Source organism: Streptomyces sp. NPDC051987 (assembly GCF_040680735.1).
Taxonomy (GTDB): Bacteria; Actinomycetota; Actinomycetes; order Streptomycetales; family Streptomycetaceae; genus Streptomyces.
On the sequence record NZ_JBFAXI010000004.1, the window covers coordinates 46,635 to 59,120 of the forward strand.

Here is a 12,486-nt window from a genome sequence, read left to right on the forward strand (position 1 = left end):
GGGTCAGCCGGCCAGGACCTTCCTGAAGGTCGGCTCAAGGAACGGCTCCAGGGACGCGGCGTAGCTGCCGGTCATGTGGCTGTTGTCCCAGTAGACGACGTGGCCGCCGATCACCGCCGGGCAGTAGCCGTTGGCGCAGAAGGCGGGGAGGGGGTTGATGACCGTGGCCCCGTACTTCTCGGCGACCTGGCGCTCCAGCTTGCGGAAGTCGGGCAGGTCGACGGCGGTCTCGGACGGCAGGGTGCACTCGGCGGGGTGCTTGGAGTTCTCTGCCAGGCAGTCCGGGATGTTGAAGGTCGGCTTCGGGGTGTCGGCCAGGTAGACCAGGTCCGAGCCCATGGCCTGCAGCTTCTTGAAGGTGTCCGCGGCGCCCTCGCGCACGGTGGTGTACTGGACCCGGTTGGCCACCACGACGACGTCCGGCTTGAGCTTCCTGATGTAGGCGAGAGCGGTCGTGCGCCACTTCGGGCACTCGGTGTACTCACGCCCCAGGTCCGCACGGGTGATCTTGTAGACCTCGGGGGAGCAGCCGCTCTTGATGACCGTGACGACCTTGACGTGCAGTTTGCGGCCGAGCGTGTCGAAGGCGTTGCCCCACTGGTAGGCGTGCGAGTCGCCGAGCAGCACCATGGTCCGCTCCGACGTCCTGTCGCCGATCACGCAGTCGTCGTGCGGGGTGAAGCTGGTGACCAGCAGCTGGTCGATGCAGCCGTGGTCGCCCCGGTCGTCCGGGGACTTCAGCAGCACGCTCTCGCTGACCTTGGGGGCGCTGCGCTCGCTCACCGCCTGCTCCACCGACCTGGTGCCGTCGAAGCCGGTGAGCGCGGCGGCGGTGCCCGCGGTGCCGAAGGAGAGGTTGAGCGGTACCTGGAGCGCGACCACCATGGCGACGGCGGAGGTGGCCGTCAGGGTGCCGCCGGTGAGGATGCCCCGCCAGGGGCGGACGACCAGCTTCACGTTCTCCCGGAACCGCTTCTCGACGACGTAGTGCGTCGCGATGGCGATGAGGAAGGAGAGGACCGCCACCCGGAAGCGGTCGGAGTAGCCGAACTCCCAGCCGATGATGTGCGGCCAGAGGATCAGCAGCGGCCAGTGCCACAGGTACCAGCCGTAGCTGACCTTGCCGACGAAGTCGAGGACCGGGTTGTCGAGGAGCCGCTCCACACCGAGGCGGGGGTTGGCGCAGCCGCCGGCGATGATCAGCCAGGCGCCGAGCACCGGGCCCAGCACGGCGTAGCCCGGGAGCGGAGTGTGCTCCGTGATGAGGAGACCGGTGACCAGGGTGGTGGCCAGGCCCAGCCAGGAGACGAGCGCGGCGAGCACCTGCGGCATGCGGGAGACGGAGGGGGCCCAGAGCGCGAGCAGCACGCCGAAGGCGAGTTCCCAGATGCGGGACTGGGTGCCGAAGTAGGCCAGCGGCTGGTTGCTGGTGGTCTCGGTGCAGCCCAGGTAGAACGAGCCGCCCACCACGGCCGTCAGGACCGCTCCCACCAGCAGGCGGTTGCGGAACACCAGCCGGCTGAGCCAGGCCACGGCGACGAGCACGATCGGGGTGGCGAGGTAGAACTGCTCCTCGATGCCCAGCGACCAGAAGTGCTGGTAGGGCGACTGGCTGCCGTCGTTGGCGAAGTAGTCGGTGCCGTTCTCGGCCAGCCGCCAGTTGATGACGCTGAGCGAGGCGGCGAGGCCGTCGTCCATGTAGCCGCGGAAGCTGAACGGGCTCGCGTAGATCCAGGACAGGACGCCGGTGACGACGATGGTGAGGGCGGCGCCCGGTGCCAGGCGCCGGAAGCGGCGGGCCCAGAACTTGCTGAGGGACACCTTGCCGGTCCTGTCGATCTCGGCGAGCAGCTGGCTGCCGATGAGGAAGCCGCTGAGCACGAAGCTGACGTCCACGCCGCCGTGGATGTCGAGGATGCCGCAGTGCATGCAGACGACCATCATGATGGCGACGGCACGCAGGCCCTGGATGTCCGGCCGGTACTTGCGCAGCCGCTCTGTCTGCGTCTCGGCCGTTGAACGTTGGCTGGTCACGTCTCTCCAGTAAGTCCCGCCGGACGGCGGCTTCAGTGGACCGTCGGGCAGGCGACAGCCGTACCGCTGACGCGCACGCCCTGGGCGGGGATGCGGATACCGCACGACAGCCTCAGCTGGGCGGGGAGTTCGTTCTGGGCGCCGACGTGGGAGTGGCAGCCCACGACGGCCTCGCGAAGGATCGATTCGCTGCCGATCGAGGAGTCGTGGTCCACCACGGACTCGTGCACCCGGGAGCCGGCCGCGACGGTGACACGGGCGCCGATGATGGAGCGGTCGACGACCACGTGCGGGCCGATGACGGCGTGCGGGCCGACCGTCGAGCCGCCGGTCACCCGCGCGGTCGGGTCCACCACCGCCGTGGGGTCGATCAGGGCCTCGGCCGGCGGTCCCACCAGGGGAGAGTCCGCTCGGCCGGTGATCAGGTCGGCGGACCCGTGCACGAAGGCCAGCGGGGTGCCGAGGTCGCGCCAGTACTCGTCGGTGGTGTGGCCGAAGACCCGCCGGCCGTCCGCGACGAGTGCGGGGAAGGTCTCCTGCTCGACGGAGACCTCCCGGTCGCCCGGGATGGCGTCCAGCACGGACCGGCTAAAGACGTAGCAGCCCGCGTTGATCTGGTCGGTGACGCACTCCTCCTGGGTCCTGGGCTTCTCCAGGAAGGACAGCACCCGGCCGGACGCGTCGGTGGGCACCAGGCCGAAGGCGCGCGGGTCGGCGACCCGGGTGAGGTGCAGCGTCACGTCGGCCGCGTTGGCCTCGTGGTAGGCCAGGACGCCGTGCAGGTCCACGCCGGAGAGGATGTCGCCGTTGAGGACGAGGACCGGGGCGTCGGGCCGGTCGCCGCGCAGCAGCCGTCCGGCGTTGCGGATCGCTCCGCCCGTGCCGAGGGGGATCTCCTCCACGGCGTACGAGATCGCCAGGTCCTGGGAGAAGTCCTTGAACTCCTCCTCGAAGAGGCTCGCGAGATATGAGGTCGCGAAGACGACGTGCCGCACGCCTGCGGCGGTCAGTTTGGCGATCTGGTGCCGGATGAAGGAGGCGCCGGCGACCTGGAGCAGCGGTTTGGGGGTGTGGTTGGTCAGCGGTCGCAGGCGGGTTCCCTTGCCGCCCACGAGGATGATGGCTTCCTGCATGATTCCTCGCTCGGTCAGCTCGTGGTGCCGGTGCCGGGGCCCGCGTAGTCGGAGGCGAAACAGCTCTTGATGGCCTTCTCGCTGAGTGGGCGGCCGGCGAAGTCGAGCCGGGAGGCGGTCCTGTCGTCGGGCGGGGTGTTCGGGTCGTCCTCGAAGTGGATCGACCACCAGTAGACGCCCTGCATGTGCCGCTCCTGGACCACCTTGCAGACGGCCGTGTACCAGGTGGCCTGCACCTTCGTGTTGACCGTGCGGTGGCTGTAGAAGTCGCCGGGGGCGTGGTAGGCCCCGTTCATGGCGCCGATGCCGGACTCGGAGACGAGGATGTTCGGCAGCGCGCCGGTCGCCTTCCGGTCCAGCCACTTGTCCCAGCCGTCGACCAGGTCCTCGACGGGTGCCGTGTCCGGCACCTTGACCGGGAAGTAGGCGTCGACGCCGAGGTGGTTGACGGGCATGTCGATACGGCCCGTGACGTAGTTGTCCCAGTTGGCGTCGTAGGCGATCTCGCCGGAGAAGGTCTGCTCGGCGGAGTCGACCAGGGCGTTCCAGCCCGGGTCGCCCTCCAGCGAGTTGAGCTCGGTGCCGATCACGAAGGTGTCGGTCCTCGCCTCGTCGGCGGCTTGGAGGTAGGGGGCGAGGAGTTTCTTGTACGAGGCGAACCAGGCCGACCGCGAGGCGGGCTCGACGTCGCCGCGCCAGCCGTCCTCGGGCTTCAGGGACGACTCGTCCATGATCGGGCGCAGCCGGGTGCGGAACCCGGCGTCCTTGAACACCTTCAGCACCCGTTCCAGCCGCTTCGGGGTCGGGGTCATGGCGCCCGCCCACACCTCGTCCGACGTGCCGTTCCTGGTGTAGAAGGGGAAGGAGACGGACACCGAGTTCGCGCCCAGGCCGATCAGGTACCGGGCGTGTTTGCGGGCCTGCTTCTCGATGAACGCGTCGGACATCCGGGTCCGGTCGTCCTCCCAGTAGATCTGCACGCCCCACTGCGGCTTGCCCGCCTTCCAGGGCGTGGCGACCTTCAGGGCGTCGGCGGTCGCGGAGGGGGAGGCGGAGGTCGTGCCGGGGCGGGTGCCGTCGTCCGAGGGGGTGGACTCGGCGGGGTCGCCGAGGACGAGCCGGGGCAGGGCCGAGTCCGATTCCCAGCGCACCGGGTGGTCGCCGAGGACGAACGGGGTGCCCAGCACGACGGCGAGGACGGTCACCGGGAAGATGGCGAGCAGGGGCAGTCGCGAACGCATGTCAGTGGATGTCTTCCGGGAGGTCAGGCGGGCTTGGCGATCACGACGAACTTGTTCTCCTCGCGCCGGACGAACTTCAGGAAGCCCTTGAAGCCGCCGAGCCCTTCCAGCACGGAGAAGACGGGGATGCAGGCGACCACGACGATCGGCTCCCACCACTTGCGCCGGCCGCTGAGCGAGGCGAGCGCGTTCAGCCGCAGGCCCTCCCAGTACGTCCAGATGACGTAGGCGAAGTTCAGGGCCCAGAGGAGGACGATGGACTGGGTCACCGGTGAGGTGTTCATGTCGTTGATGAGCCAGCCCACGAGCAGGACGGCGCCGATGTGCTGGAGCGGGCCCAGGATCCAGGTGGCCACGCAGATCGACAGGAACCAGCGGTAGCGCAGCGGTACCGCCCGGTTGAAGCAGAGGGCCACCAGGCCCCAGGCCCAGCGTTCGCGCTGCTTGACGAAGTCGGCCGCGCTGGCCGGGGAGGCGCCGTAGCAGCGGCCGTTGAACCAGTCGCTGCGGCCGGGGTACGTGCGGCAGAAGGTCAGGGCGAGGCGGGCGTCCTCGACGATCTCCTTGGGACCGAAGTCCCAGCCGATCTCGGCCTCGACGGACGCGCGGAGCACGAGCAGTTCGCCGTGCACACCGGCTGCCGGCGTGCCCAGGCCGGTCAGGGCCCGGAAGCGGGCGATGTCGTCGGCGGGGCGTACCGCGTCGGCGAGCCAGGTGAAGAGGTTGACCGCGTTCTCGCGGGGGTAGGTCAGGATGCCCTGGGCCATGTGCTTGGCCTCGTCGGGATGGGCGCGGCGCTGCCGGTTGATGAACTGGGCGAGCGAGGCGGCGGTGTCCGGGCCGACGCCGGTGTCGTCGTCCATGTGCAGCACCCACACGTATTCGAGGGCCTCGCCCTCCGCGATGCGCAGCTCGTGGGCGTAGTGGTTGGCGCGGGCCTTGAAGCGGGTGCCGTTGGCCGGGACGTAGTCCTTGGGGACGGTGATCACCCGGATCAGCGGGTGGGAGTCGGCGAGCCGGTCGATGTCGGCCGCCGCCTCACAGCCCTCCTCGGTGAGGATGTCGACCCGCATGTAGGGGAAGTACTCCGGCAGGTGCTCGACGTAGGAGAGGACCGAGCGTTCCAGGGCCGGATAGGTGTCGTGGCGGCCGATGGTCGGGCAGAGCGCGATCAGGAAGTCCTGCTCGGCCGGTGCGGGCGGGGTCATCCGGTCGCTCTTGCGGACCCGGCGGCGGATCAGCAGGGCCCCCTGGAGGCCGATCAGCACGCCGGCGGCCGGCAGGGACCAGACGACGGTCAGGATCCAGCTCATCAGGGAGGAACTGGGCCGGTAGGACCACAGCCCGAAGACGACCAGCAGGACGAACGGCAGCAGGAACGGCAGGATGCCGGGTTTCCACGAAGCGGTGCGCTTTGCCAGCTTCGCGCTGTGTCGCGAATGCGGGTTTCCCCCGTCGACCACTGTCGATGCCATACGGCTACATGCTCTTCCGTGAGATCGGTGGCCGCCGGACGGCATGACTCGGTGACGGGTGCGGTGACACGAGAAACCTCGTCCCGTCCGCCCCGCTCCGGGTCGTGATGTCGCCCCCCGGCGCCTTCTTCGGCGTTCTGTGGCCGGCTCAGATGCCCCCCCGGGCGACCTGCGCCCCGGCCATAGCAAGAGATCAAATCCTGCCACGTAAGAATCAGCTATGAAACTCAGGTAAGCAAGGTGTAGTAGGAAAGTAATAATCCTAGGCCCGGTGGAACGCGGTCCAGTCGAACCCCGTCCGCCCGTCTCCGGGGCCGGTGATGACGCGGGACGACGCATAGGTCGTCTTCACGTCTTCGGCGGTGTTCTTGCCGGTGGGGCCGGAGACATTGGCGTAGGTGAGGGACTGTCCCCATACCGTCCAGAGCACCCAGGGGGTGGCCGACAGCGTGCCGGGCTGGGCGGAGCCGAGCGGCACGTGGAAGGACTCGGCCATGACGCGCGGGCGGTCGTAGCGCTCCAGGCCCCGGTACCAGACCTCGGTCCACCGCTTGCCGCGGAACGGCCGCCGGGGGGTGTCGCTGTAGTCGTCCACGCCCACGACGTCGACGTACCGGCCGCCCGGGTAGTAGTCGGCCGGCTCCCGGGCGGTGCTGCCCTCCCAGGCGCTCGGCGCCCACACGAAGAGGAGGTTGTGCAGGCCGCGGGTGCCCACCAGGTAGTCGTAGGTGGCACGCCACAGCCGCCGGTAGGCGGCCGGCTCCTGCCCCGCCCACCAGAACCCGTGCCCCGGCCTGGCGTTCATCTCGTGGTACGGCCGCAGCAGGACCGGCACCCCGTGCTCCGCGAGGTAGCCCAGGTGGTCGGCGAGGTAGCCGAGGTCCCGCAGCAGGTCCCGGTGCTCGGCGGTGCCCGGGGTGACCACCCGGCCGAACCAGCCGCTGTCCCGGGCCGCGGGGGAGTTCTGGTAGCGGGTCTGCTCGAAGCCCTTGACGGTGCTGCCGGGATAGGGCTGGTGGAAGGAGAAGCCGACGATGCCCGCCGGCCCGCCGCCGTTCGGGGGCAGGCTCACCCGGGTCCCGGAGGCGCAGTCGACGTGTGTGCCCGAGGGGCGGTACGAGCCGTCCGCCGGCCGCGGCAGCCCCGCCCACACCCCGAGCGCCAGGTCCACCGCGTCCTCGGCGTACCCCCAGCCCTCGCGGCAGCTCGGCCACGAGGCGCGGGAGTACGAGCGCGGCTCGCCCACCGCCCACCCCGGCCGCCCGTACCCGGGCCCCAGGTCCACCTCGACGAATCCCGGGAACCTGCCGGTGATGTCGTGGGCCTTCTTGTAGTAGTAGCCCGGCTGCTTGGTGCCCCGGTAGTCGCCGTACGACGCGTTGTACCGCTCGTTGTGCAGCTCGACGTGCTGGCCGATCACCGTCCGGGACGGCTCGCCGCGCCGCGCCCGGTTCTCCAGGCCGGCGAGCAGGGCGTAGACCCGGCGCGCCTCGGGTGCCGCCCGCGGGTCCCGGGCGCGCAGGTCGACGGGGACGGGGCGCGGGCCGCCGCCTGGACCGGCGGTGTCGCTCCGGGTGGCCCACCAGGCCAGGGGTGCGAGCAGCCCCGCCGTCACCCCGGCCCCGGCCAGCCGCACCCGCCCACGCATCCGCATGTGTCCCCGACCCCTCCCCGGCCCGCCCTGCGTGCCCGATTCTGCCTCGAAGGGGGGTTCGGCGACTTCCCCAAGGGGTGCGGCGCCTGCGGCGGAGCGCTCAGTTCTGGGCCGCCGCCGACGCCTGGGCCTCGCCGCGGCGGTGGATCTGGCGGAAGGTGAACTCCGCCAGGTCGTCACCGGCCTGGAAGACCTTGGTGTCCTTGGTGGTGACGTCCTTGCCGTTGAGGAAGCCGGCGGTGGTGAAGTAGGCGTAGCGGCCGTACGAGTTCGTCGTCGTCCGGCAGACGCCGGAGTCGCAGAAGGCCTTCACGCCCGAGCCGGCCAGGGTGGAGACGAAGCCCTTCTTGTCGGCCTCGGTCTTGGCCTTGCCCGCCTGCCCCGCGGTGTTGAAGACGGCCACCCCGACCGTGACCGCGACGCCGTCCTTGGAATAGGTGACCCGCAGCAGGCGGGTGCAGTTGTTCTTGGTGAGGACGGCGGGGAGGGTGCCCTTGGCGGCCGTGGCGCAGTTCTTGGTGTCGGCCGTGGCGCCCTTCTTGTAGACCGTCTCGCCCATGGTCAGCTGGGTGCCCGGGAAGAGGGTCTCGGCGCTCAGCGGTGCCGTGTCCTTCTGCACGCTGGATATGAACTCCTGCGGGTCCAGCGGCGGGGGTGCGCTGGTGGGCTCGAAGGACGGCACCGAGCCGGCCGAGTCGCTGGGCAGCGAGGCGCTCGCGGGCAGGTCGGTGGGCGTGCCCGAGGCGTTGTCATTGCCGTTCGCGGACACCACGGCCATGGCGACGGCGGTGCCGATCGCCAGGGTGGCGACCACGCCACCGCCGATGAACAGGACTCTGCGCCGTTTGTTGCGCGTTTCCGAGGCCTCGGCGAGCGATGCCCAGTCCGGCGTCTGCCCGGTGCCACTGCTCCAGGGCTGCTGAGACTGCGGTTTCCACGGATCCCACTGGGACTGAGGTCCCCCCTGCCCATAACTCATGGGGCGCATCTTAGACGGGGGCAGGGGGGTGCCGGTGCGACTGTAGGAACGGCGGCAGGGGACCTTTGGGGGCAGGACGGCGCATCCTGGTACGGCGGCGCGCGGCGGTTTTCCGTCCCGTCCCGAGCGGGGTCTCCGGCCCCTCGGCGGGAGCTCGTTTTGACCCGTCCGGGGCCGCCCTTGTAGGCTTGCGCTTCGTTGTGTATTGGCTTGCTCATTCTGACAAGAGTGGCCTCTACCTAGGTTCCCTGGAGCAGTTACCAGTGGGCGGCATACGGGCAGCGTTCCCGGCACTGTCGTCCCCAGCTGCACGATCGCTTCAGTGATGCCATGTGTCAGCACCCATCCACTGAAGAAGAAGGCTGCGAAGTGCGTACGTACAGCCCCAAGCCCGGCGATGTGACTCGCCAGTGGCACGTCATTGACGCTCAGGACGTCGTCCTGGGCCGTCTCGCCACCACCGCCGCGTCCCTTCTCCGCGGCAAGCACAAGCCGATCTACGCGCCCCACGTCGACACCGGTGACTTCGTCATCATCATCAACGCCGACAAGGTGCACCTCTCCGGCAACAAGCGGACCCAGAAGATGGCGTACCGCCACTCCGGCTACCCGGGTGGTCTGCGCTCCGTCCGTTACGACGAGCTGCTCGACAAGAACCCCGAGAAGGCCATCGAGAAGGCCGTCAAGGGCATGCTTCCCAAGAACACGCTGGGCCGTCAGATGCTCTCGAAGCTGAAGGTCTACAAGGGTGACGTGCACCCGCACGCTGCGCAGCAGCCGGTGCCGTTCGAGATCACCCAGGTCGCGCAGTAGTTCCGGCCACCCCCTAAGACAGAAAAGAATCTGAGGAGCATCGTGGCCGAGACCACTGCCGAGCAGCCGCTCGAAGAGCTTGACATCGACAGCTACACCACGGAGTCGGACGTCCCCGTCGAGGGCGAGTACACCTCCGAGTCCCTCGCGTCCCGCTTCGGCGACCCGCAGCCGGCCGCCGGCCTGGGCCGTCGCAAGAACGCCATCGCCCGCGTCCGGATCGTCCCGGGCACCGGCAAGTGGAAGATCAACGGTCGCACCCTTGAGGACTACTTCCCGAACAAGGTGCACCAGCAGGAAGTCAACGAGCCCTTCAAGGTGCTCGAGCTCGAAGGCCGTTACGACGTCGTCGCCCGCATCGCCGGTGGCGGTGTCTCCGGTCAGGCCGGTGCGCTCCGTCTCGGTGTCGCCCGCGCGCTGAACGAGGCCGACGTCGACAACAACCGCGGCCCGCTCAAGAAGGCCGGCTTCCTCCGCCGCGACGACCGTGCTGTCGAGCGCAAGAAGGCCGGTCTCAAGAAGGCCCGCAAGGCCCCGCAGTACAGCAAGCGCTAATCACCAGCTGCCTGCACGTACTCCGAACGCCCCGGCGGCACGCCACATGTGCCGTCGGGGCGTTCGTTTATCCCGGCCAAGGGCGTATAACGACACAAGACGCTCAAAGGCTGGTGTGATCGCATGACTAAGCGCCTGCCATCATTTCCTGGCAGCAAGGACGCTTCTTCAGGAGGACAAGTGGGACGACTCTTCGGCACGGACGGCGTGCGCGGTGTCGCCAACGCGGACCTGACCGCCGAGATGGCGCTCGGGCTCTCCGTCGCGGCAGCGCACGTGCTGGCCGAGGCGGGCACGTTCGAGGGTCACCGGCCGACGGCGGTCGTCGGACGGGATCCGCGCGCGTCCGGGGAGTTCCTGGAGGCGGCCGTGGTCGCGGGCCTGGCCAGCGCAGGCGTCGACGTCCTCACCGTCGGGGTGCTGCCGACGCCCGCCGTCGCGTTCCTGACCGGCGCGCTCGGCGCGGACCTCGGTGTCATGCTCTCCGCCAGCCACAACGCCATGCCCGACAACGGCATCAAGTTCCTCGCCCGCGGCGGTCACAAGCTCGACGACGAGCTGGAGGACCGGATCGAGGCGGTGTACGAGTCCCACCGGCACGGCGAGCCCTGGGAACGGCCCACCGGCGCGGGCGTCGGCCGGGTCCGGTCCTACGACGAGGGGTTCGAGCAGTACGTCACCCATCTCCTCGGCGTGCTCCCGAACCGGCTCGACGGTCTGAAGATCGTCCTGGACGAGGCGCACGGCGCGGCCGCGGGGGTCTCGCCGGAGGCGTTCCGCCGGGCCGGCGCCGAGATCGTCACCATCGGCGCGGAGCCCGACGGGCTCAACATCAACGACGGCTGCGGGTCCACCCACCTCGGCAAGCTCAAGGCCGCGGTCGTCGAGCACGGCGCCGACTTCGGCATCGCGCACGACGGAGACGCGGACCGCTGCCTGGCCGTGGACCACACCGGTGCGGAGGTCGACGGCGACCAGATCATGGCCGTCCTCGCCCTCGCCATGCGGGAGCGGGGCGCGCTGCGCGCCGACACCGTCGTCGCCACCGTCATGTCCAACCTCGGCTTCAAGCTGGCGCTGGAGCGGGAGGGGCTGCACCTGGTGCAGACGGCGGTCGGCGACCGGTACGTGCTGGAGGAGATGAAGGAGCACGGGTACGCCCTGGGCGGCGAGCAGTCCGGCCACGTCATCATCCTCGATCACGCGACGACCGGAGACGGCACGCTCACCGGGCTGCTGCTGGCGGCGCGGGTCGCCGGGACCGGGCGGTCGCTGCGGGAGCTGGCGGGCGTGATGGAGCGGCTGCCGCAGGTGCTGATCAATGTGCCGGACGTGGACAGGTCACGGGTGCGGACGTCCGCGGACCTGGCGGCGGCGGTCGCGGAGGCGGAGCGGGAGCTCGGGGAGACCGGGCGGGTACTGCTTCGTCCCTCGGGGACCGAGCCGTTGGTGCGGGTGATGGTGGAGGCGGCCGACATCGAGCAGGCGCGGTCGGTGGCGGGGCGGTTGGCGGATGCCGTGAAGTCGGCGCTGGGGTAGTCGGGTTCTCCGGGTCCGGGGTGCCGGGGACTGTGCTGTTGCGGGATGCGGGTCCGTGGTGGCCGGTCGCGCAGTTCCTCCCCCCAGCCTTCGGCCGGGGGGACCCCCAGCGCCCCTAAAGGGGCGCTGACCCCTGGGCCGGCTTCCGCCAGAGCCATTTCTGGGCCAGCAGCGTCGTCGTGCCCGCCAGGACGATGCCCAGCAGGTTCAGCAGGAGCTGTTCCGTCGAGCCCCAGGCCTGCCGGTACTCGGTGTAGGCGAACGCCACCGCCGCGTTCGAGGCGGCCGGGACCGTCGTCACCGAGATCGCCACGCCCACCAGGGCGCCTGACTTCGCCGACGTCAGGGAGAGGATGCCGGCGGTGCCGGCCAGCACCGCGACCACGAACGAGAAGGCGTCGGGCCGGTAGATGAAGTTGGTGTTCGGGCGCTCCGCCTCCAGCTGCACCTTGCTGAACAGGCCGAGGCCGTCCATGAGGTAGGTGAACCCGACCGTCACCAGCATCGCCACCGCGAAGCCGACGAGCAGCGCGGTCAGGGAGCGCAGCGCGAGGCGGGGGTGGCGCCGCACCACTGCGGTGCAGATGCCGGCCAGCGGGCCGAACTCCGGCCCCACCGCCATCGCCCCCACTATCAGGATGGCGTTGTCCAGGACGACACCGCAGGCCGCGATCATCGTGGCCAGGGTGATGAAGGCGACGTAGGTGGCCGACAGGGTCGACTCCTCGTGGGTCGCCTCGGTCAGCCCTTCCCACAGCACCGCGTCCGCGCCCTCGCCCGGCGCCTCCGCCTCGGCCGCGTCCGCCCGTCGGGACAGGGACAGGCCGATGTCCTCGACCGCGATCGAACCGGTCCGGTCGATCTCCAACGCCCGCAGCCCGCGGATGAGTTCGTCGCCCGCCTCGCGGGCCACGTCGCACATCACGACGTCCCCGGCGGGCTCGCGGGCGGCGCCCGGCAGGACGACCAGATGCGTGGTGCCCACCGTCGTCCCGATCAGGCGGACGACGTCGTCCGTGCGGTCGGCCGGGGTGATCAGGCGCAGATGCAGCATGGCGCCTTT

The 12,486-nt window shown here is 70.1% G+C and carries 10 protein-coding genes; 3 read left to right on the top strand and 7 right to left on the bottom strand.

The window, feature by feature from the left end; genetic code table 11:
• Window positions 1-3: 3 nt before the first annotated feature.
• The 6 genes from AB0M11_RS03240 to AB0M11_RS03265 form a co-directional block, all read right to left on the bottom strand.
• Window positions 4-2,034: an acyltransferase family protein gene (locus AB0M11_RS03240; RefSeq protein WP_365700749.1), complete on the bottom strand. Its 2,031-nt coding sequence runs from the start codon at window positions 2,032-2,034 to the stop codon at window positions 4-6.
• A 32-nt stretch (window positions 2,035-2,066) separates the two neighbouring features.
• Window positions 2,067-3,167, bottom strand: coding sequence for an NDP-sugar synthase (locus AB0M11_RS03245; RefSeq protein ID WP_365700751.1), 1,101 nt, complete (start codon window positions 3,165-3,167; stop codon window positions 2,067-2,069).
• 14 nt (window positions 3,168-3,181) lie between these two features.
• Window positions 3,182-4,408: a hypothetical protein gene (locus AB0M11_RS03250; RefSeq protein WP_365700753.1), complete on the bottom strand. Its 1,227-nt coding sequence runs from the start codon at window positions 4,406-4,408 to the stop codon at window positions 3,182-3,184.
• A 23-nt stretch (window positions 4,409-4,431) separates the two neighbouring features.
• Window positions 4,432-5,883: a glycosyltransferase family 2 protein gene (locus tag AB0M11_RS03255; protein WP_365700755.1), complete on the bottom strand. Its 1,452-nt coding sequence runs from the start codon at window positions 5,881-5,883 to the stop codon at window positions 4,432-4,434.
• A 262-nt stretch (window positions 5,884-6,145) separates the two neighbouring features.
• Complete coding sequence (locus tag AB0M11_RS03260; protein ID WP_365700757.1) at window positions 6,146-7,537, bottom strand: glycosyl hydrolase; 1,392 nt, start codon at window positions 7,535-7,537, stop codon at window positions 6,146-6,148.
• 100 nt (window positions 7,538-7,637) lie between these two features.
• A complete protein-coding gene (locus AB0M11_RS03265; RefSeq protein WP_365700759.1) occupies window positions 7,638-8,516 on the bottom strand; it encodes a hypothetical protein in 879 nt (292 codons plus the stop codon).
• Between the two features lie 369 nt (window positions 8,517-8,885).
• Here AB0M11_RS03265 and rplM point away from each other — a divergent pair, with 369 nt between their 5' ends.
• From rplM to glmM, 3 genes are all read left to right on the top strand, one after another.
• On the top strand, window positions 8,886-9,329 hold the full coding sequence (gene rplM, locus AB0M11_RS03270; protein ID WP_020941688.1) for a 50S ribosomal protein L13: 444 nt from the start codon (window positions 8,886-8,888) through the stop codon (window positions 9,327-9,329).
• A gap of 42 nt (window positions 9,330-9,371) precedes the next feature.
• Window positions 9,372-9,884, top strand: coding sequence for a 30S ribosomal protein S9 (gene rpsI, locus AB0M11_RS03275; RefSeq protein WP_352359615.1), 513 nt, complete (start codon window positions 9,372-9,374; stop codon window positions 9,882-9,884).
• A gap of 180 nt (window positions 9,885-10,064) precedes the next feature.
• Window positions 10,065-11,423, top strand: coding sequence for a phosphoglucosamine mutase (gene glmM / locus AB0M11_RS03280; protein WP_365700761.1), 1,359 nt, complete (start codon window positions 10,065-10,067; stop codon window positions 11,421-11,423).
• Window positions 11,424-11,538: 115 nt separating this feature from the next.
• Here glmM and AB0M11_RS03285 read toward each other — a convergent pair whose 3' ends face one another.
• Complete coding sequence (locus tag AB0M11_RS03285) at window positions 11,539-12,477, bottom strand: DUF389 domain-containing protein (RefSeq protein WP_365700763.1); 939 nt, start codon at window positions 12,475-12,477, stop codon at window positions 11,539-11,541.
• Window positions 12,478-12,486: the final 9 nt, after the last annotated feature.